General features: G+C 66.4%; 18 protein-coding genes. 7 read left to right on the top strand and 11 right to left on the bottom strand.

Annotated elements, in window-relative coordinates:
* Positions 1 to 21 precede the first annotated feature (21 nt).
* From C1932_RS10680 to C1932_RS10670, 3 genes are all read right to left on the bottom strand, one after another.
* The gene (locus C1932_RS10680; protein WP_159094533.1) at positions 22 to 495 is read right to left on the bottom strand and encodes a hypothetical protein; all 474 of its coding nucleotides are present in this window, start codon (positions 493 to 495) and stop codon (positions 22 to 24) included.
* Positions 496 to 1,091: 596 nt separating this feature from the next.
* Positions 1,092 to 1,406 (bottom strand): AzlD family protein, encoded by a 315-nt coding sequence (locus tag C1932_RS10675; RefSeq protein WP_108762135.1) that lies wholly within the window; start codon positions 1,404 to 1,406, stop codon positions 1,092 to 1,094.
* Positions 1,403 to 2,137 (bottom strand): AzlC family ABC transporter permease, encoded by a 735-nt coding sequence (locus C1932_RS10670; protein ID WP_108762134.1) that lies wholly within the window; start codon positions 2,135 to 2,137, stop codon positions 1,403 to 1,405. The genes C1932_RS10675 and C1932_RS10670 overlap by 4 nt, the downstream gene beginning before the upstream one ends.
* Positions 2,138 to 2,261: 124 nt before the next feature.
* Between C1932_RS10670 and C1932_RS10665 the strand changes: the two genes are divergently transcribed.
* Positions 2,262 to 2,726, top strand: a complete 465-nt coding sequence (locus tag C1932_RS10665; protein WP_108753246.1) for an Lrp/AsnC family transcriptional regulator — start codon at positions 2,262 to 2,264, stop codon at positions 2,724 to 2,726.
* A 7-nt stretch (positions 2,727 to 2,733) separates the two neighbouring features.
* Here C1932_RS10665 and C1932_RS10660 read toward each other — a convergent pair whose 3' ends face one another.
* On the bottom strand, positions 2,734 to 4,239 hold the full coding sequence (locus tag C1932_RS10660; protein WP_108762133.1) for a DASS family sodium-coupled anion symporter: 1,506 nt from the start codon (positions 4,237 to 4,239) through the stop codon (positions 2,734 to 2,736).
* 63 nt (positions 4,240 to 4,302) lie between these two features.
* The gene (atpC, locus tag C1932_RS10655) at positions 4,303 to 4,731 is read right to left on the bottom strand and encodes an ATP synthase F1 subunit epsilon (RefSeq protein WP_234412091.1); all 429 of its coding nucleotides are present in this window, start codon (positions 4,729 to 4,731) and stop codon (positions 4,303 to 4,305) included.
* A gap of 155 nt (positions 4,732 to 4,886) precedes the next feature.
* On the opposite strand from atpC, the gene C1932_RS10650 reads away from it, so the two are divergent.
* Complete coding sequence (locus C1932_RS10650) at positions 4,887 to 5,498, top strand: hypothetical protein (protein ID WP_108762131.1); 612 nt, start codon at positions 4,887 to 4,889, stop codon at positions 5,496 to 5,498.
* 350 nt (positions 5,499 to 5,848) lie between these two features.
* Here the strand turns inward: C1932_RS10650 and proP are convergent, their stop codons facing one another.
* A complete protein-coding gene (gene proP, locus C1932_RS10645) occupies positions 5,849 to 7,336 on the bottom strand; it encodes a glycine betaine/L-proline transporter ProP (protein ID WP_108762130.1) in 1,488 nt (495 codons plus the stop codon).
* A gap of 555 nt (positions 7,337 to 7,891) precedes the next feature.
* Here proP and C1932_RS10640 point away from each other — a divergent pair.
* From C1932_RS10640 to C1932_RS10630, 3 genes are all read left to right on the top strand, one after another.
* A complete protein-coding gene (locus C1932_RS10640; protein ID WP_108763422.1) occupies positions 7,892 to 8,308 on the top strand; it encodes a host attachment family protein in 417 nt (138 codons plus the stop codon).
* Positions 8,309 to 8,311: 3 nt separating this feature from the next.
* Positions 8,312 to 8,635: a thioredoxin family protein gene (locus C1932_RS10635; protein ID WP_108762129.1), complete on the top strand. Its 324-nt coding sequence runs from the start codon at positions 8,312 to 8,314 to the stop codon at positions 8,633 to 8,635.
* Positions 8,636 to 8,835: 200 nt separating this feature from the next.
* On the top strand, positions 8,836 to 10,830 hold the full coding sequence (locus tag C1932_RS10630) for a DUF4034 domain-containing protein (RefSeq protein ID WP_108762128.1): 1,995 nt from the start codon (positions 8,836 to 8,838) through the stop codon (positions 10,828 to 10,830).
* A gap of 79 nt (positions 10,831 to 10,909) precedes the next feature.
* On the opposite strand, the gene C1932_RS10625 is transcribed toward C1932_RS10630, so the two are convergent.
* Together C1932_RS10625 and C1932_RS10620 are read right to left on the bottom strand one after the other, a co-directional pair.
* Positions 10,910 to 11,797, bottom strand: coding sequence for a carbon-nitrogen hydrolase family protein (locus tag C1932_RS10625; RefSeq protein ID WP_108762127.1), 888 nt, complete (start codon positions 11,795 to 11,797; stop codon positions 10,910 to 10,912).
* Positions 11,794 to 12,384 (bottom strand): GNAT family N-acetyltransferase, encoded by a 591-nt coding sequence (locus C1932_RS10620; RefSeq protein ID WP_108762126.1) that lies wholly within the window; start codon positions 12,382 to 12,384, stop codon positions 11,794 to 11,796. The genes C1932_RS10625 and C1932_RS10620 overlap by 4 nt, the downstream gene beginning before the upstream one ends.
* A gap of 75 nt (positions 12,385 to 12,459) precedes the next feature.
* Between C1932_RS10620 and C1932_RS10615 the strand changes: the two genes are divergently transcribed.
* Positions 12,460 to 12,861, top strand: coding sequence for a ketosteroid isomerase-related protein (locus C1932_RS10615; protein ID WP_108749756.1), 402 nt, complete (start codon positions 12,460 to 12,462; stop codon positions 12,859 to 12,861).
* Between the two features lie 24 nt (positions 12,862 to 12,885).
* Here C1932_RS10615 and C1932_RS10610 read toward each other — a convergent pair whose 3' ends face one another.
* On the bottom strand, positions 12,886 to 13,134 hold the full coding sequence (locus tag C1932_RS10610) for a hypothetical protein (protein ID WP_108753237.1): 249 nt from the start codon (positions 13,132 to 13,134) through the stop codon (positions 12,886 to 12,888).
* A 699-nt stretch (positions 13,135 to 13,833) separates the two neighbouring features.
* Positions 13,834 to 16,467, bottom strand: coding sequence for an autotransporter outer membrane beta-barrel domain-containing protein (locus C1932_RS10605; protein WP_108762125.1), 2,634 nt, complete (start codon positions 16,465 to 16,467; stop codon positions 13,834 to 13,836).
* 336 nt (positions 16,468 to 16,803) lie between these two features.
* On the opposite strand from C1932_RS10605, the gene C1932_RS10600 reads away from it, so the two are divergent.
* Positions 16,804 to 19,155, top strand: coding sequence for a GH92 family glycosyl hydrolase (locus C1932_RS10600; RefSeq protein ID WP_108762124.1), 2,352 nt, complete (start codon positions 16,804 to 16,806; stop codon positions 19,153 to 19,155).
* A gap of 414 nt (positions 19,156 to 19,569) precedes the next feature.
* Here the strand turns inward: C1932_RS10600 and C1932_RS10595 are convergent, their stop codons facing one another.
* Entirely contained in the window at positions 19,570 to 20,991 is a 1,422-nt protein-coding gene (locus C1932_RS10595; protein WP_108762123.1) for an aldehyde dehydrogenase family protein, read from the bottom strand.
* Positions 20,992 to 21,009 lie beyond the last annotated feature (18 nt).

Raw genomic sequence — 21,009 nt, 5'->3', positions numbered from 1 at the left:
GGGCCATGCCCGGCGGGCGCTTCACCGCTGCAAAGGGAAGCCGATCGTCTGGTGGCAGTGCTGCGCAAGGTCGCGGCCTGCACCCTCGATGTACAGAATCCCAGCGTCGCCGAAGAACTGCGATAGTGCCGCTCCGGCTTCGTTGCCGGCATGCCCGGAACGTCGGGCTGCCTGTGACAGCAAGGCAGCCGCGCGCGGATCGTGTCCGCCTGGCAGATCGGCACGTGCAAGAGCGCCTTCGATCAAGAGCTGGGCACAGGCGCCGGCCAGATAGGCATCGGGTTCGCGTTGCCTGCCGCGTCGTGCCTGGCCTGCCAGGGCGGTGGCGATATGCTGGAATTCGTGCGCGGTGGTGGCGATCACCCGCCGGCGCAGCGCATCGGTGTCCGGGTCGTGCGGGAACCAGAAACTGACGGTCTGTCCCGGCGGGTTCGCGTGTGGCAACTGCCGCCAGATGCCACCTCCGTCGCTCACTATCGTGAGGCGATAACGCACCGGGGTCCATTCAAGCCCAAGGGCCTGCAGCGGTAGCCCGGCAGAGCGTGCGGCCGCCTCGCAGAGCTGCGAGGCCTGCTCGGCTGAAAGCGTGTCATCTGCCCAGAGAATCTGGGTTGCAATGGCGGACCACCCGCACGCGGCGGATCGATTGGGACGCTCCCGGCTTTCCGGGCCTGGAAGTACAGACACTGTGCTGACTTTCAGACGGGAGGCAGGGCCTCGCAGCACGGTGGCATATCCGCCCTCGGCGCCTACCAGGTCGCGGGGAGGAAGCTCGATGGAATGGCATGCACTTGTGGCCAGAAGGACGGCCGCCAGCCCCGCGTGGCTCCCGGACTTGAACGTCTTGAACTGAGGCCGTCTTGTTGGCTCCGCCATAGTGATCGCCCATCGCTACGCGCCATGCTGCGCTTCGGTTGACCGACAGGTTCAACCTGCGGATCGCGATCGGGCAATCAGAATGGTTTCAAACGCCTCCACAGCGGGTCCGATCAAGAGTGCGTCGTCGCTCGTGCCGGGGGGCGTGTGACGCCGGGCATGGCCCGGCGCTACCGTTGTGGGCAGGTAGCGCCGGGCCATGCCCGGCGGACGCTTCACCCAAGCACGTAACGCAGCACGCCCGCCGCAACCACGCCGATCAGCACCGTGGGCAGCATCGACCAGCGCGTTGCGGCCAGCAGGGTGATGGCCAGCGCGGCCAGGTCGGCCGGGTTGTTGGCCACGAAGTCCGGTGCGATCACCGAGATCAGCACGCAGCCCGGCGCTGCTTCCATTACGGTCACCGCGCGCTTGCTCAGGGTGCGGTTGCGCAGTGCCAGGAAGCCGATGATGCGGGTCAGGTAGGTCACCGCAGCCATCAGCACGATGGTCAGCAGCGAGCTCCAGTGCAGCAGGCCGTCGAAGATCATGCTTCGTCTCCTGCCAGCCACCACGCGGCGGCCAGGCCGGCCAGCGCGCCGCTGGCCACGTACCAGGCCCCCGGCACCAGCAGATAGGTGGCCGCCGCCACCACCAGGCTGACCAGCCACGGGCGTGCCGCGCGCATGCCCTGCCACATGCCGCGCAGCAGCACCAGGAACACCGCCGGGAAGGCCATGTCGAAACCGTAGGCGTGGATGTCGCCCAGCAGCGGCCCCACCAGTGCACCGATGCAGGTGCACACCACCCACACCGTATACAGGCCGGCCGAAACACCCAGGTAGTAGGCCAGGCTGAACCCCAGGGCGCGCCGGCGCGCGTCTGCCACGCCCAGTGCCCAGCTTTCATCGCACATGAAGAACAGCGCCGGCAGCACGCGGCGGCGCGGCAGGTGCTGCAGCAGGGGGGCCAGGCTGGCGCCCATCAGCAGGTGGCGGCTGTTGACCAGCGCGGTGATGGCCACGATGAGCGCGATATGCGGCGGCGAGGTCCACAGCTCGACGGCAGCAAATTCCGAGCCGCCGGCAAAGTTCAGGCCGGTCATCAAGGGCACTTCCAGCGCGCTCAGGCCCTTCTGTGCGGCTTGCGCGCCCAGCACCAGGGCGAACGGCAGGAAGCCGATCATCACCGGAACGGCGGCGCGCAGCCCGCGCAGGAACTCGCTGCGGGTGCTGGTCTGGCAGGCGGGGTCGGGCAGGGGCAGGGTGGTGCGGGCGTCCATGGAGCATGCTTGCGTGGGGGTGGCCCATGCTAGCGGGGGCGGCGCAGAATCGGGTTGCGTTGATGCGGCAGATGCGCGGAATTTCCGCATATGATGCGTCAAGACCGCGAAATGGTGGAATCTGATGCTTGACGCCCTGGACAACCTGGATAAGCGCATCCTGCAGGCCCTGCAGCACGATGGCCGCCTGCAGAACCTGGAGCTGGCGCGGCAGGTGGGCCTCTCACCGTCGGCCTGCCTGCGGCGGGTGCGCCTGCTGGAAGAGGGCGGCTACATCGACCGTTACGTGGCCCTGTTGAACCCGGCCAAGGTCGGGCGCGGGTTCACGGTGTTCGTGCGGGTGTGGCTGCGCGGGCAGGATGAGGACACCACCAACCACTTCATCAACAGCGTCAAATCCTTCCCGGAAGTGCTGGAGTGCCACCTGATGGCCGGCGACTGCGATTTCCTGCTGCGGGTGGCGGTGGCCGACCTGGATGCCTACCGGCAGTTCCAGATCCAGCACTTGAACCGCATTGCCGGGGTGCAGAACACCAAGACCGAAATTCCCATGCAGCGGGTAAAGCAGACCACCGAACTACCGCTCTAGCGCGGCTTCACCACATGCCCAGCAGCTTCCACCACGCGCTGCCGACCAGGGCGAACACCAGCAGTTCCAGCACGCACATCACAAAGCCCACCCGCCACCAGGTGCCCAGGGTGACGTAGCCACTGCCGAAGATGATCGGCGAGGTGCCGGTGGCGTAGTGGGTCAGGGTCATCATGATGGCCGAGCCGGCCGTCATCATCAGCAGGAACGGCACCATGTACTCGCCGGGAATCAGCTGTACGCCCACGCCCAGGAAGGCCAGCAGCATGGCGCTGATATGGGCGGTGGTGCTGGCAAACAGGTAGTGCGAGAACACGAAGGCCAGCACCAGCACCGCGGCGATGGCCTGCCAGCCCATGCCGCTGCTGGCGATGGCGCCCTTCATGCCCTGCGAGAACCAGTCGATCACGCCCAGCTTGTTCAATTGCTCGGCCAGCATCACCAGCGCGCCGAACCAGATCAGGGTGTCCCAGGCGCTCTTTTCGGAAAGCACATCGTCCCAGTTGATGGTGCCGGTGATGATGAGCACGAACAGGCCGACGAAGGCGACCACGGTCGGGTCCAGCGTCCACGCCGGGCCGAAGATCATTGCCGGCACGTTGGCCCACAGCAGCAACAGCAGGCCGAAGGTGCCCAGCATGACCTTCTCTTTGGCGGCCAGCGGGCCCATCGCGGCCAGTTCGCTGCGCGCAAAGGTGACCGCGTCGGGGGTGTGCTTCAACTGCGGCGGGCTGAGCAGATACACCACCAGCGGCATCAGCAGCAGGCAGAGCAGGCCGGGCAGCAGCATGCACAGCGCCCAGGTGGTCCAGCTCAGCTGCAGCTGCTGGCCGCTGGCCTTGGCCACGAAATCCACCACCAGCGGGTTGGGCGCGGTGGCGGTGAGGAACATGGCCGAGGTGATCGGGTTGGCGTGGTAGTTCACCAGTGCCAGGTAGGTGCCGACCTTGCCCTGGGTGCCCTTGGCCGGATCGGAATCGAAGGCGGTGGCAATCGAGCGCATGACCGGGTGCACGATGCCGCCGCCGCGCGCGGTATTGCTGGGCGTGAACGGTGCCAGCAGCAATTCGCACACCGCCAGCCCATAGCCGATGCCCACCGTGCGCTTGCCCAGCAGCGCAATGAACATCAGGCCGATGCGGTTGCCCAGCCCGGTTTTCTTCAGCCCGCGGGAAATCAGGATGGCCACCACGATCAACCAGATCAGCGGGCTGGCGAAGCTGCTCAGCGCATCGGTGATGGCGCCCTTGGAGCTGTTGGAGGTGACCTGCGAAAGCGAAACGATGACGATGGCCATCATCGCCATCACCCCGATCGGCATCACCTTCAGGATGATCGCCACGATGGTGGTCAGGAAGATTGCGACCAGCCGCCAGCCATCGGCGGTCAGGCCCTGCGGGCAGGGCAGCAGCAACAGGGTGACCAGCACCGCCGTGGTGATGAGGGCGGGTACCAGGCGGAACGGAACGGCCTGGTTGAAGTACTGCAGTGCGGCCTTGATGCGCTCGAGCATCGTTGCTTCCTTACCGGGTGAGGGGAGGGCACGGCACCTGCCGCGCCATGATGGCACGGGCGATCAGCGCGGGCGTGACAGGCGTGCGGCCTGGGCCAGCTGCGCGGCCAGCTCGGCATGCAGCTGCGCGTAGTCCACATCGGTGAAGGCAGCGGCCATCGGCGAGTGCGCGGCGGCACGGGCTTCTTCGGCCAGGGCCTCGTCCAGTGAATCGCTGCGTGCGGCCAGGTCGGCCAGCACGATCACCCGGTCCGGCTGCACTTCCACGTAGCCGCCGCTCACGTGGATTTCCACCATGGCGGTGTTGTCGGCGGGAAACAGCCGCACCAGACCGGCGGACAGCGGTGCCATCAATGGGGTGTGGCCGGGCAGGAAGCCGAGGCGGCCGGCAGCGCCGGGCACGCTGGCTTCGCGCACATCGCCGTCCCAGTGCAGGCCATCCAGGCTGATGACCTGTAGGGCGAAGCTGGAACCGGGGGTTGCAACCGCCACGGGGACGGCGGGAGTGGGAGAAGGCATAAGACCGTGATGCGGTGTGGGGACTTCAGGGTGGCAGCAACGGCGCGTGCGGGCCGTGATCTGGGTCAAATGCGGGGTGGATCGTGTGCGATCATCGGCGCTTGGATCGCATTGCCAAGGGAGTTGCAATGAAAGAACGCATGCAGGGGCCGCTGCAGGCCGCGTGCGCCGTGGTGTTGATGCTGCTGGCGGCCACGGCGGCCGCACAGACTGCGGCGGGAGAAGGGGCAGCCGCGCCAGCCGAGGGCATCAGCTATGACAAGGCACGGCGCACCGCCGAGGCCTCGCTGCGGCTGCACCCGGCCACCGACAGCACCTACGATTACCGCCCGCTGTGGGCCGGCAATGCCGATCTGGATGGCGATGGCCGCCCGGAAATCGTCTATGTGTACACGGCCGCACAGACCGGTGCGGCGCAGCAGTTGAACGAGCTGGTGGTGATGACCGCGCTGGCCGACAACGACCCGCGCGCGCAGGCGCCGGCGCCCGGCAAGAGCGTGTACGACGATGAGACCTATGCGCTGATCCGTGCATCGGGGTATGCCGACGCTGCCAGCGTCCACGTGCCCGGCGAAGTGGAAAGCGTGACGTTCGACGCGGGGCGGATCGTGGTGGCGTTCAGCAGTGCACGGCCCACCCGGCTGTGTGGCGCCGGCAAGGGCCGCACGGCGTGCCCGCCCGATGGGCGGCACACCTGGACCTACGTGTGGACCGCAGCGAAGCTGGCCCGCACCGATTGACGGAATGGGCGGGGCCAACCCGCTTTTGTAGAGTCGAGCTTGCTCGACTGGCGGTGCACGTGCAGTCGAGCAAGCTCGACTCTACCTCGACTGTGCGTGCACGTGGAGCTATGCCTGGACCGCAGGGAAGCTGGCCCGCACCGATTGACGGAATGGGCGGGGCCAACCCGCTTTTGTAGAGTCGAGCTTGCTCGACTGGCGGTGCACGTGCAGTCGAGCAAGCTCGACTCTACCTCGATTCCCCTGGTAGTCGCCAACCTTGGTTGGCGTGGGGTGGTCCACGGGTTCTGATGGAGGTAGGCGCCGGACGCAGGTGCCAACCAAGGTTGGCACCTACCAGAGCGGGGCGGTCAGGCCGGACGCGCTTGTTCCGGCTCGGCCGGTTCCGGCAGCGGCGGCAGGGTCGGGTCAACCGTCACCGGGATGTCGCTCTTCAACAGCGCGGCGGCTTCGCGGTCGCTTCCCACGGCCGGCGGTGAACCGCGCAGCGGCAGGCCGGCGGTTTCCTTCACGAACAGCATGGTGACCAGGCCGATCACCGCTGCGCCCATCAGGTAGTACGCCGGCACCAGCGGGTCGCCGGTGCGTTCCACCAGCCAGGCGGTGACCAGCGGCGTGGTGCCACCGAACAGCGACACCGACACGTTGAATGCAATCGACAGCGCGCTGTAGCGCACCGGGGTATAGAACAGCGCCGGCAGGGTGGACGGCATCGAACTGGTGAAGCACACCAACGCCAGGCCCAGCAGCATCAGCCCCAGGAAGATGAGCCAGTCGTTGCCGCTGCCGACCAGCAGCAGGCACGGCACGGCCAGCACCAGCAGCGCGATGCACGCGCCGATGATCATCGGCCGGCGGCCCAGCTTGTCACTGAACAAGCCGCCGACCACGTTCAACGGCATCATCACCAGCATCACGATGATGATCAACAGCAGACCCTTGCTCTCGGCGTAGCCCATGGTCACGCTCAGGTAGCTGGGCATGTAGGTCAGCAGCATGTAGTCGGTCACGTTGAAGACCAGCACCAGGCCCATGCATACCAGCAACTGGCGGCCGTGAACCTGGAACAGCGCGCCCAGGCCCGGACGCTCGTGCTCGCGCTTGTCGGCTTCCTCGGCGAAGGCGCGGAAGGCCGGGGTTTCCTCCAGCTTCATGCGCATGTACAGACCCAGCAAGCCCAGCGGACCGGCAATCAGGAACGGAATGCGCCAACCCCAATCCAGCATGTCTTCGCTGCTCAACAGCATGTGCAGCGCGGTGACCGTGCCGGCACCGGCGATGTAGCCGCCCAGCGTGCCGAACTCCAGCCAGCTGCCCATCAGGCCACGGTTGCGGTCGGTGGAATATTCGGCAATGAAGGTGGCCGCGCCGCCGTACTCACCACCGGTGGAGAAGCCCTGCACGATGCGCGCCAGCAGCAACAGCACCGGTGCCCAGATGCCAATGCGCTCGTAGGACGGAATCAGGCCGATGGCAAAGGTGCCCAGCGCCATCAGGATCATGGTGAAGGCCAACACCTTCTGCCGCCCATAGCGGTCACCCAGCGGACCGAACACCAGGCCGCCCAGCGGGCGCACCAGAAACGCCACGGTGAACGTGGCAAAGGCTGCAATGACCTGCGCGGTGGGGTTGCTGGAAGGGAAGAAGACCTGGCCGATGGTGACGGCCAGATAGCCGTAGACACCGAAATCGAACCATTCCATCGCGTTGCCCAGTGCAGCGGCGCCCACGGCGCGCTTGAGCATGGGCTTGTCGACAACCGTGATCTCGTCGACGTTCAGATGGCGGCGGCGTTTGAACCAGCCGAAATGGGCATGGGCATCGGAGTTGTCCTGCATGGGGACTCCTTGTTGGGTGAATGCAGTGCGGAATAGACGGTGTGGTGTGTCCCGAAAAACGGAAACGGCGATGCAGGCGCAACTGGCGCAGGGGCATCGGGGCGGGAGGCCAGACGGCCAAGAAAGCGCGCAAGGGTAGGGTCGAGCTTGCTCGACTAAGCGCGAAACATGGGTGCAACGAGGTAGAGTCGAGCTTGCTCGACTACTCAACTAAGCGCGAGACGCGAAGAAGCGGTGTCTCAGGTGTGCACCATCATCCGCCGGGATCCAGCGCCAGACGGTGGAATTTCGGGGCGGATGCGGATGCGGTTGCGGCAGGCGAGGCGCCGGTCGGCAGTGCTTTCCACGTAACGGGCATGCCCATTACGCAGTGGGTCGTGTCGATCATCCGTTCATGATACCGGTTACAACGTGAGCGTGCCGACAATAGGGACGAAACAGACGCTGTGTTCCATCGCGCCTGTTCATGCTGACAACGACTGAACGCTCTGTGGTCGTGCCGCTCACATGCGTTTTTCTACGGTGGAGCTGCAACGCAACCAGAAGGAACATCGCATGACCCGACGCATTCCCGAAGGCACCCTGGTGGTGGTGACCGATGGTGGTTCCGCACGTGTGTTCACCAACGTGGGCACCGAGCACCAGATCACCCTGAAGCAGGAAGGTGAGCTGCGCCTGGCCGATCTCAGCGAACAGGGCGTGTCCGGGCAGGGGCCGTCCGGTGCCGTGCCCAAGGACATGTCGATTTCGCAGTTGAATGAAGCGACCTTCGCCAAGCAGGTGGCCGAGCAGTTGAACGATGATGCGCTGAACAACCGTTTCTCGCATCTGATCCTGGTGGCCGACCCGATCACGCTGGGGCGCATTCGCCCGCTGCTGCACAAGGAAACCCAGGCGCGGTTGCTGGATGACATCGCCAAGAACTTCACCAACGCGCCGCTGGAAGACATCCAGCGCGCCATCGCGGCCTGAGCCATGCCGTTCATGCGCAGTCATCTTGCTGCCGAGCCTGCGCCTGCCGATGTGCAGGCGCAGGCGGGCTGGCTGTTGTTGGAGTTCGGCGCGCCGTGGTGTGGCCATTGCCAGGCCGCGCAAGCGGCGTTGCAGGCGTTCGTGGATGCGCACGATCTGGCGCATTGGAAGATCGAGGATGGCAAGGGGCGGCCGCTGGGCCGCGCTTTTGCGGTGAAGCTGTGGCCGACGGTGGTGTTGTTGCGCGATGGGCAGGAGGTGGCGCGGGTGGTGCGGCCGGTGGAAAGTGCGGATCTGTACACGCTGCAGGCAGCGCTGGCGACGTGACTTTTGTAGAGTCGAGCCATGCTCGACTGCCGTTGCTCTCGCCTTTGCGTAGAGTCGAGCTTGCTCGACTGCTTTTGCTTTTGTAGAGCCGATCCATGCTCGGCTGGAAGAGCAGTCGAGCAAGCTCGACTCTACCGCCGCGTGGGGCGCTGACTGGCGGCGCTATAATCCACCCGTGCTGTCGCTCTGCTTGAACTCCAATGAACTCTCCGCTTTCCGCTAAACCGCCGCGACGCCTTGCCGCGCCCGCACTCTGGGACGACCTGCTCGCCCACCGCTTCGCAAACGTCCAAGCCGCGTTGCCAGATCTGCTTGCCAGGCAGGATGCTGAAGGTGGCGCGCGCGCCCTGGCCGTGCTTGCACCGCCGCCTTTGCAGCCCATCAACGCTCTCTGGCAGGCGCTGACGGTGTGGCAACGGCAATCGCCGCAGGCCGATGAACCGTTGTTGCTGGCTGCGCTGGTCTGGGACCGCATCGCGGTGGATGCGCGCGGCTCGGGCTGGTCGTCTGCGGTGGGCGAGGGCGCATGGTCCACTGTGCAGGCCGCGCAGACCGCACTGTTCGTGCATGCAATTGCCCTGGTCGATCGCGGGCCGCTGTGCTGGCCGCTGCTGCACCAGTTGATGCGCAGCGTGGCAGCGCTGGGTGTTCCGGTGTGGATGAGCGACTGGATGCACGATGGTTTTCATCCGGCCGACGGCGCTGGCCCATGGCACGACATTCAGGCGCTGCTGGATGCGTGGATGGCCGACGCGCCTCGCTTGCCTGCCTTGCCGGCGCAGATGCCCAGCGCGTGGGCAGCCGCCATTCCTCGGCCGCCGGAGATTGATGCGGACGGCGAGGTTATCGACGATGGAGAGGACGCATCGGGCGAGGTGGCACTGGCCTGGTTGCAGATGGGACTTCAGGCCGCAGGGCATGGCCTGCCGCTGCTGGATACCTATGCGCGTCTGCGCACACCTCGATGGGGCGGCAGCCATGTGGAGATCCTTGCCTTGGCCGACGGTCCATTGGCTGAGGGTCTGGATGCATCGCAACGCAACCAGCTGCGGATGATCGCCTGGCTGGATGCCATTGACGTGGACAGCATCGACACCGACGATCGCGGCGCCGTGCAGCAGGCCTTTGCCCGGGGCATGGCGCTGTTGGCGCAGCCGCAGTCGGCGCTGGAGCGTACCGGCATCCATCTGCAGTTGGCCGAACTCGCCGCGCGGGTGGACAACACAGAGGTGGCGGCAGCGCACTATGCTGCGGCAGCCGACCCCAGTGTTCCGCGTGGGTTCGACGATCATCAGTTGATGCGCATGCTGCACTCGGCCGCCGCGACCGGCATGGGCGACTGGCTGGCGCCGGTGGTGGCCCGGCAGTGGCGCACGTCCGCGTGGGCAGCGGTGATGCACGGCGTGCTGCTGGACACCGGCTGGTGCGGAGCTCTGCGTGATACAGCGCAGGCCGAGGCGGCGTACCGGCAGGCGGGCGTGCTGATGGCTGTGCCTGAGCCGGGCGCGGACTGCCCGTTCAACGACGTGTATTACACCTTCGACGATGCCGAGCAGCACGGCGCGCTGATGCATATGGCGCAGGTAGGCGCGGAGCTGGGCTTCCCGGAGATGCAGGCAGCGCTGGGGTACCACTATTTTGAGCATGCGCCGGCGTACGACCCGGCGCTGGCCATTCAGTGGTACAGCCGTGCTGCCGCGCAGGACAGTGGGCGCGCACTTTACAACCTCAGCCTGATCTACGACCGGGGTCTGGAGGAGGGCGGCATTGCCGGCATCGACGTTGGCGCGCTGGTGCACCTGTCCAATGACTGCGAGCTGCGCTGCCTGGAACTGGCGGCGACGGAGGCGGAGTGGGGTGAGCGCATGCAGCGCCGCGTGCGCAGCTGCGTGGCCGGGGTGGGCTATTACCTGCGCACGCAGGTGCCTGCCGAAGGCCGCCTGCCGCATCTGCTGGAGACGCTGGGTTTCTGGGCAGACCACGATTGGACACGGGCGGCCTGGATGCTGGCGCAGTATTACGCCTCACGTAGCGATAGTGAGTTTGATCGCGCGGTATTGTGGGTCGAGCGCGCGTGCGCGCAGCAGCCGGAAGACGATGACGTGCTGGCGCTGCGGGCTGACCTGCAGCGCGGCCTGTTTGGCAGCCGACGCTACCGACAGGCACTGGAGCGCGTAAGCGACGGGGGCCTGTAGAGTCGAGCTTGCTCGACTGCATTTGCTTTTGTAGAGCCGAGCCATGCTCGGCTGGAAGAGCAGTCGAGCCAGCTCGACTCTACGGGGCCGGTTGCACGTGTCTGTCGAACTGCTCCGGCCAGTCGCGGTACAGGGCGACCTGGCCTTCGCGGCGCACGGCGGCCACGGCCTTTGCATCAATCTGCCCGATCACCCAGCGGCTCTGTCCGGTGAACACCGCTTCGCTTTCGCACAGCACGCCGTCGGCCGGCATGCCGCGATCCGCTGGCACGTACAGCGCGGCGCGGCCGAAGTTCACGTCTACCGAGGGGCTCCACGGCGCCAGGCCGGCGGTGGCCGACACCAGTACCGGCATCTGGTTTTCCAGTGCCCGTGCCTGCGAACCAATACGCACGCGGTGGTAACCGGCTTCGGTGTCGGTGCAGCTGGGGGCCAGCAGCAGGTCCACGCCGGCTTCGGCCAACCGCCGCGCCAGCATGGGGAATTCGGTGTCGTAGCAGATCAAGATGGCCAGCGTACCCAGCGGCGTTTCGAACACACGCAGGCCATCGCGGCCGCCGCTGATGTTCCATTCCTCACGCTCGAAGCGGGTCATGATCTGTTTGTCCTGGTGGCCCAGCAGGCCGTGCGGGCCGAACAGGAAGGCGCGGTTGCGGTAGCACCCGTCGTCGTCCAGCACCGGTGCCGAGCCCGGGCAGAACCAGATCTGGTGGCGCCGCGCGATCTGTTCGCACAGTGCCTGCCAGCGCGGCAGCAGTGCCTGCATGCCGGCGATGGAGGCGGCCAGATCGCTGCGCTGCGCGGCGGGCAACTGGCCGGTCAGGGCCATGGCCGCGTACTCGGGCAGCAGCACCAGCTGCGCGCCGGTGGCAGCAGCTTCGGCCACATGCGCATCCAGATGCGCGGCGTAGTCATCCCACTGTTCAATCAGTTCAATGGCGTACTGGCTGGCGGCGAAACGGATCATGCGCGCAGGTCCTTCAGCCAGAACGACATCGGCTTGGCGCTCGCGTGGTCTTCGCCCACGTCGCGCCAACGGAAGGTGGTGTGCAGTTCCGGGTGGTGCACATAGCCGCGCTTGTGCCAGAACGCGTCCAACGAAACGTAGTTACGCGGGCGGGCCGGGTGGTCCAGTGGGCGCTGCACGGCGCTGAAGCAGCAGATGTCGAAACCACCGGCCTGGCGCGCGTGCGCTTCGCGTGCCTCGAAGAAGCGCACGCCCAGCCCCTGGCCGCGGTAGGCCGGCAGCAACACCGATTCGCCGAAGTAGAAGATGCGCTGCGGCTTCCATGGGCCGTTGAGGAAGGGCGCCTGGAATTCTTCGGTTTCTTCGCACAGGGGCAGGGCAGTGGACGCGCCCACCACGGTGTCGCCGTCCTGGGCCAGCACGATGATGCTGCCGGGGGCGGCTGCGTAGGTGGCCACGTAGTCGCGCTCGTAGCCCAGGTCGCCTTCGTACAGGTAGGGGAAGTCGCGGAAGACGCCGATGCGCAGGCGTGCCAGGTCGTCCAGATACGGGGCGGCGGCGGCCCCCTGCAGCGTGGTGATGCGCACGATCGCTCAAGCCCATGGATACTGGGGGTGAGTATAGGCTATGCTCCGCAGCCCGCCCACCCTTAGGACATCCCCATGAGCGCCACCGACGTCATCCACGCTTACTATGCCGCCTTCAACAGCGGGGATATCGAGGCCTTCGTAGCCCAGGTGACCGACGATGTGGTGCACGACATCAACCAGGGTGGCCGTGAAGTGGGCAAGGACGCGTTCCGTGCGTTCTGCCAGAAGATGGCCCGTTCCTACCGTGAGCAGCTGACCGATATCGTGGTGTTCGGCAATGCCGACGGCACCCGCGGTGCGGCCGAGTTCACCGTGAACGGCCAGTACCTGGCCACCGACGAAGGCCTGCCCGAAGCCACCGGCCAGGCCTACGTGCTGCCGGCCGGCGCCTTTTTCGAGATTCGTGATGGCAAGGTGGCGCGCATTACCAACTATTACAACCTGCCGCACTGGATCGCGGCGGTGGGCGGCTGAGGGCGAACCCGGTCGCCCGGCCGTTCAATGCAGGGTGACCTTCAGGTACTGCTGGCGCAGCTCGTTCAGCAGCCGGCGGCCATGCTGGCTGAGCGCCATCATCGCCACGCTGATCTTCTGCACGTTGTAGCCCGGCCGCGTGTGCGCGGTGGGGTCGGCCGGTTCGTTGTCGCTGATCATCAAGGCCATGCCCTCGGCCGAACTGAGGGCGTGGTCGATACGGGACAGCAGGGATTCCACTTCCGGGGTCAGGACAGGCGGTTGTGGTGACATGTGATGGCTCCTGGCAGGACAGGCCACCGGTAAGGTGGCGGGCGATGCGGGGTTGGAACTTCGGCTGAGTAGTTGGAAAAAGCCGAGGGCCATGCGGCCGCCGCGCACCGCCCGCCGTAGTCATGGCAGGCAGCTCCAACTACTCATTTCGGGGTTCCACACCCGGCAGCGGTGTACCCGCTGCGGGGGCATCGTGCGCAGGTTCTGTTGGGCATTGCCATGGGTTTGCGTGGTGTTGCTTGGATGAAGTGCAGGCGGTCAAGCGGGCTTGAGGCGTAGCGGGCTGAAAGCGGCATAGGGAGTCGCATCGTGGCCGGCCTGTGCTGAGTATTGCGCGCAAGATGAAGCAGGCCCCATCCCCCCCGAGCGGTCGTTGCCACGCCAGAAGCGACGCCGTAGACCACGCTCTTGTAGAGTCGAGCTTGCTCGACTGCTCTTTTGTAGAGTCGAGCCATGCTCGACTGCTTCAAAACCAGCCGAGCATGGCTCGACTCTACAGAAGAGCCAGTTTCCCCGCGAAAAGCCAATCGAGCAAGCTCGACTCTACGGGCCAACGGTTGCCGAGGCAGGGCCCACGCGGCGGGCCCAACGTTGTCGAACATTGCGCCACGTGGCGTGGCCGAAGGTTGTCGAACGAGGCCGCACGTTGGGTAAGACCTTGTGGAGCCGGGACTCGCCCGGCTCCATCTGCACCCCGGCTTACCAGCTGTAACTCACACCCACCTGCGCACTCGTCTGGTGGAAGCCACTGGCCTTCTGCAACGACAGCCCGCCCCACGCACCCACGCCGTTGGCAAACTTCAACGACGCACCGGCACTGAACTCGCCGCGGTTACGCGGGATGCGCGCGTCCACCACTTCATCATCCATGCGGATCTGCGATTCGCTGCGGGTATGCTGCCAGTTGGCAGCGATATACGGCTGCACATCCACCGCACCATTGCCCCAGCGGGTCACGCCGGACAGACGCACGCCGGCGCGACCGAACAGGCCATCGGCGTTCTCGGCACCGACCACCGTGCCGTTGGTTTCGGTATGGCGATAATCATCCCAGCGGCTGTAACCCACCTGCAGTTGCGGTTCCAGGTAAATGCCGCCGTTGCTGGCGCCGCCCATGCGGAAGGCATAGCCGCCTTCCACCGCACCCTGCCAGGCGCGGCTGTCGTAGCGCTCATCGGCCAGGCCGATACCTTCCACGCGGTTGCGGAACTGCGCCCGCTGCACCGAGCCATCCACGTAGAAGCCCGCATACGGGTCGCCGCCGTTGCCGCCGCGCCACGTGCCGTACACGCCCAGCGCCTCGCCCTTCACCTTGCCGCGGGCGTAGTAGCCGGTCAGCTCATTGGTGGAGGTGCTGCTGGCATTACCGGTGGACAGCATCACGCCCACACTGCTGCCATTGTCGGCGCGCCACAGATCGGCACCGACGGTCAGCGCCTGGCTGTTGCCACGGATATCGAGCTGGCGGCTGATGGCATCGAAGCCGCTGCGCGAGCCATCCACGCGCGCCCAGGCGCGGCCGGCGTTCTGGCCGGCATGACGGTCGTGGTAGCCCACCCGGAACATGCTCTGCGCCGCCTGCAGGTTGGCCAGGTAGGCGCCGGGTTCCGGGCGCAGCACCGGGTCCGGATCCGGGCCCGGCAGCACCGGGTTGCACTCGGGCAGCGTCGGGTCGGCATCGCACGGGTCCGGCTGGGTCGGCAGCTGCGAGCGCAGGTACCAGTTGCCATCGGCGCCGGTGCCCTTGAACAGGAAGTACTCATACTGCCCGCCCACGGCACGGCCGGCCAGGTTGAACTGGCCATTGGACGCGCCGCCGACCGAGATCAGCTCGATGCCCTCATTGGTCTGCGCACCGGCACCACCGACGTTGTTCACGCGCACGTTGGCGGTGCCGCTGGTGTCGCCGCCGATGACCAGCTTGTCGGTTGCCGCGTCATCGCCGGCCAGCACGGTGTTGAACACGATCGTTCCGTCAGCGCCGGTGAAGTTGCCGGAAACATTGAGGGAATTGAACGTGGAGCCGTTGCCGAGCTCGATGATCGATCCGGTATCGGCGGACAGTTGCTGGACCGAGCTGTCCCCGGTCAGCCGCCAGACGGAGTCGCTGACGCTTACCGCGCTGCCATTGACGATGGCGCCCACCAGCATCGAGCGATCCGCCAGATCGACGTTCAGTTCCGTTGGCGCGGTGCTTGTGGGCCGGGCTACCACGTCGCCGCGGATGGTGGAACCGGTGACCCGGACGTTCGCGCTGGCACCGCGCTCAAGCTCAAGCGCGACGCCATTGCCTGCTTCAATGCTGGAGCCATTGGCAATGAGGGCATCCAGTTTCGCAGTCGAGGACACCGACAGCGCCGGCCCAGATCCGGACACCACCTTCGATTGGTCTATGCCCAAGGTGTTCTGCGTGCTGCCACTGATGCGGATGCCCATGCCGGCGCCTTCAATCAGACTGCCGGCGGTCGCCTTGAGCGAGCCATTAGCCAAACTCGCTCCGGCAGATGAAGTACTGGTGCCCGTGCCTCTGAGCGTGCTGCCCGCGATGTTGAGTTCGGAACCGTACTGGATACTGGCCGCGGTGCTGCCGGTGACGATGGAGCTGATCAGGGTTGCCTGGCTTCGCTGAGTGGGGTCTGAGGTCGACCCCAGCATGATCAAGCCGTTGTCGATGCTCGACCGCTCCACGACCAGTTGGCCGGCATCTTCGATTCGGACGCCGCCGCTTGCACCTGAAAGCCTGCTATTGGATACCCGCGCGGTGCCTCCGTACATGCGCAGACCGATTCCGAAGGCGCCGCTGGCGCTGCCGTCCGTGGAGGCGCTCACATTGTCCAGCACAAGCAGTCCACCATTACCCACCTGCAGTGCCTCACCGCCGGCGCTGATGCTGCTGTTGCGCAGTGTCAGTTCGCTGCCGGCGCCGCTGACACTGAATCCACGCCCGGCAGAGGTAACCGTCATGGCGTCCAAATTCATCTTGCTGCCGGACTGCGCACCGCCAGCGTCGCCCAGGCTGGACGGGATCACGATCTGGCCGCCGCTGATGGTGGCCCTACTGGCATTTGAGAGCCGGATCCCAATGGCGCCACGCACATCGACGCTGTTGCCCAGCACATCAGCGCCGTCAACCTGAATGCCTCCGACGGCGCCACCCGGAGCGATGTTCAGCTGGGCGCCGTCTTCGACGAACCAGAACTCCCGGGTGTCGCCTGGGTTGACTGTGTGCGAGGCGCCCGGGCCGGTAACGGTGCCAGCCTGCGCGACGGGAACGCCAATCGTGAGGGCGGCCGCAACAGCCACGGCCAGTGAGCGATGAACAGCGGTTTTCATGACAGTACTCCTTCGGAGAGATGGTCAGAAAGCAAGCCGTACTCATTTCGCTGCTGAATGAAGCCCATGGGCGTTGTGGATTCAGCGTGAAATGGACGAGCCCTCTGGTGGGATAGAGAAGTAGCTATGGAGAGATTCCCGGCGCGTGCCGCCTGCCACTCGGCTGCGCCGTTAAGGCACCTGTGCAGTCTTGGGGGAGGGGCGGGATCGATCCATACAAAAAGTTGCAGTCGAATCGGGACAGGTTCTGTCGCGTATTGAACGGTTCAGCCGCAGCGCAACATGCGACCGGGGTGGGGCGGTGCTACTCTCTGACCACCACCTGAATCGATCCAAATGCCGATGCCCATGCTGGACCGTCGTCTCCTGACCGCTGTCGCCGCCACGGCGATGTTCGCTTCCGGCCTGGCCAGTGCGGCCCCGGCCCGAACCGCTGCCGACAAGGCCTATGCCTCGGTGGACCCGTTCATCGGCACCGGCGGAGAAGGCCACACCTACCCGGGCGCCACGCTGCCGTTCGGCATGGTCCAGCTCAGCCCGGATACGCGCATCCAGCCGCGCGAGAAGGCCTATGGCTGGGCTGCGGGCTACCGCTACGACGACAGCAGCATCGTCGGCTTCTCGCACACGCATTTTTCCGGCACCGGCCATTCGGACCTGGGCGACATCCTGGTGATGCCGTTCACCGGCACGCCCGGCCTGGAGCGCGGCGACCCGGACAAGCCGCGCAGTGGCTATGCGTCGCGCTTCCGCCACGACGATGAAAAGGCCGAGCCGGGCTATTACGCGGTCACTCTGGACGATTACAAGGTGCGCGCCGAGCTGACCACCACTGCGCGCGTGGGCGTGCACCGCTACGCCTTCCCCAAGGGCGCCGACGCCAAGGTGCTGCTGGACATGCGCACCAGCATGTACGACTACCCAGGCAAGGTGCTGTGGTCGCGGGTGCGCGTGCGCGCCGATGGCACCATCACCGGCTTCCGCGAAACCCGTGGCTGGGCGCCGGGCCGCCAGCTGTATTTCGCCATGCGCTTCTCGCGCCCGTTGGCCGCCCACGAACTGCACAACACCGAGCAGGACATCGCCTACAAGGGCTTCCCGCCGCCGGGCCACCAGGACCCGAAGCAGCGCGCACAGATTGAAGGCCGGCAGCTGGTCGGCACCTTCGACTTCGGCAAGCTGGATGCGCCGCTGGTGGTGAAGGTGGCGATTTCGCCGGTCAGCGAGGCCGGTGCGATGGCCAACCTGGATGCCGAAGTGGCCGACTTCGATTTCGACCGCGTGCGTGCGCAGGCCAAGCAGGAATGGACCCAGGCGCTTTCGGTGCTGGATATCGACGCGCCCGAGCATGCGCGGCGCAGCGCCTACACCGCGCTGTACCACACGCTGCTGGGGCCGACGCTGTTCATGGATGCCGATCGCCAGTACCGCGGCCCGGACAATGCCGTGCACAAGGCCGAGGGCTACACCAACTATTCCACGTTCTCGCTGTGGGATACCTACCGGGCGCTGCACCCGTTGCTGACCCTGGTGCAGCCGGAAAAGCGCAACAGCGATTTCATCAATTCCATGCTGGCCCACCACCAGCACAGCCCCTACGGCATGCTGCCGGTGTGGTCGTTCCACGGGCTGGAAGACTGGTGCATGATCGGCTACCACGCCGTGCCGGTGATCGCCGATGCCTACGTGAAGGGCATTCGTGGCTTCGATGCCGACAAGGCGTTGAAGGCGATGGTGGAGACCGCCAACTACGGCCCGTATGACGGCATCGCGCAGTACCGCGAGCTGGGTTACGTGCCGATTGACGAGGAAGGCGAAGCGGCCAGCAAGACGCTGGAGTACGCGTTCGACGATTGGACCATCGCGCGCATGGCCCAGGCGATGGGCAAGACTGAAGTGGCGGCGACCTTCGACAAGCGCGCCGGCAACTGGCGCAACGCCTTCGACAAGGACACCGGCTTCATGCGCGCACGCAAGCGCGATGGCAGCTTCCGCACCCCGTTCGACCCCAGTGCCAGCGGTTACGGCACCGACTACACCGAAGGCAATGCCTGGCAGTACTCGTGGTACGTGCCGCAGGACGTGGCCGGCCTGGCCGCCGCGCACGGTGGCAGCGACACGCTGCTGGCGCGGTTGGACGAGGTGTTCAACGCCAAGGTCGATCCTTCCATCTTCGAGCACATGGAAGACATCACCGGGCTGATCGGCTGGTACGCGCATGGCAACGAGCCCAGCCACCATGTGGCCTACCTGTATTCGTACGCCGGGCAGCCGTGGCGCACGCAGGCGCGCTTGAAGCAGATCATGGACACCCAGTACGCCGATCGCCCCGATGGCCTGGCCGGCAATGATGACGTGGGCCAGATGTCGGCGTGGTACGTGTTCACCGCGCTGGGCTTCTACCCGGTGGCGCCGGGCTCGGGCGAGTACATCCTGGGCCGGCCGTTCCTGCCGAAGACTGCGATGCGTCTGCCCAACGGCAAGACGTTCACCATCGTGGCCGACGGGCTGGATGACAGGCACACCTATGTGGGCGGTGTGATGTTGAACGGCAAGCCGCTGCAGCGCACGTTCCTGCGCCACGACGAGATTCTGGCCGGTGGCGAGCTGCGCTTCACCATGCAGGCCGAACCGAACAAGGACTGGCCGGGGCAGGGCGCGCAGGCGCCGTATTCGATGAGCCGGTAACCGCGGGCGATGGGGTAGGTGCCCACCTTGGTGGGCGCAAGGAATCCGCTTTGGTAGGTGCCCACCTTGGTGGGCACGAGGAATCCGCTCTTGGTAGGTGCCCACCTTGGTGGGCACGAGGAATCCGCTCTTGGTAGGTGCCCACCTTGGTGGGCACGAGCGTGCCGACCAAGGTCGGCACCTACCAGGGCAGAGGCGTGCCGACCAAGGTCGGCACCTACCAGGCCAGAGGCGTGCCGACCAAGGTCGGCACCTACCAGGGCAGAGGCGTGCCGACCAAGGTCGGCACCTACCAGGGCAGAGGCGTGCCGACCAAGGTCGGCACCTACCAAGGCAGAGGCGTACCGACCAAGGTCGGCACCTACCAGGCACGAGCGGCCCACCAAGGTGGGCACCTACCCTCCGCCGGTCGGATTACTGCGCGGCCATTACGGTCTGCGGTTCCAGGAACGCTTCCAGGCCCCACTGGCCGCTTTCGCGGCCAATGCCCGAGTGCTTCATGCCGCCAAACGGGGCCAGCGATTCGTGCTGCAGGGTGTTCACCAGTACGCGGCCGGACTGGATCTGCCGGCCCACGGCGGTGGCGCGCGGGGTGTCGGCGCCGATCACCAGGGCACTCAGGCCATAGGGGCTGTCGTTGGCAATCGCTACGGCATCGGCCTCGTCGCGGTAGCCGATGATGCACAGCACCGGCCCGAAGATCTCCTCGCGCGCCACGGTCATGTCATTACGCACATCGGTGAACAGCGTGGGGCGTACGAACCAGCCACGCTGCATGCCCTCGGGGCGGCCTTCGCCACCGGCCAGCAGCCGCGCGCCTTCGCCCAAGCCGGTGCGGATATAGCCCTGCACGCGCTCCCATTGCCGTTGGCTGACCATCGGCCCGACCTGGGTGGCGGGATCCTGCGGGTCATCGCTGCGCACGGCCTGCACCGCACGCGCCAGCGCGTCCTCGAATTCGGCACGGCGCGCTTCCGGCACCAGGATGCGGGTGCCGGCCACGCAGGCCTGGCCGCTGTTGATGAAGCCGGCCTGCACCGCCAGGGCAGCGGCGCTGTCCGCGTCGGCATCGTCGAGGATGATCGTGGGCGACTTGCCGCCCAGTTCCAGGGTGACCCGCTTGAAGCTGTCTGCGGCCGCACGCAGGATCGCGCGGCCGGTGCCGGTGGAGCCGGTGAAGGAGATCTTGGCCACCTGCGGCGAGGCACTGAGCGCGGCGCCGACATCGTGCCCGGCGCCGTTGACGATGTTGGCCACGCCCGGCGGCAACTGCGCGGCGTGCAGCGCCTGCATCACGACCTGGGTCTGCAGGGCCGACAGTTCGCTGGGCTTGACCACGGCCGTGCAGCCGGCGGCCAGCGCGGTGGCCAGCTTGGCGCAGATGAAGGCGGCGTTGCTGTTCCAGGGCGTGATGATGCCGGCCACGCCCACCGGAAGGTAATGCACCTGGGCCTGGCCGACACTGCGCTGGAACGGGAAGTCGGCCAGTACCTTCATGGCGTCTTCGATCACCTGCACCGGGTGCTCCACCATCCAGCGCGAGCGCGCCGACGGGGCGCCGTACTCGGCCAGCACGGCGGCATGCAGGTCATCGCGTCGGGCGGCCATGGCATCGCGGAAACGACCCAGCAGAGCCAGCCGTTCTTCCACGCTGCGCGCAGCGTGCGCCGGCAGTGCGGCGTGGGCGGCGGCAATGGCTCGCTCGGCGTCCACCGTATCGCCGAGCCGGACCTGGCCGATCACCGCTTCGGTGGCGGGGTTGGGCAGGTCGGCCAGCTGCTGGCCGTGCGAGGCGACGAAGGCGCCGTTGATGTAGTGCTGCTCGATGCGTTGCATGCCGGGAGCTCCGTAAGG

This window comes from Stenotrophomonas sp. YAU14D1_LEIMI4_1 (genome assembly GCF_003086815.1).
GTDB lineage: Bacteria > Pseudomonadota > Gammaproteobacteria > Xanthomonadales > Xanthomonadaceae > Stenotrophomonas.
The sequence above is the reverse complement of the archived record's forward strand: the minus strand, read 5'-3'. Positions and strand labels throughout refer to the sequence as shown.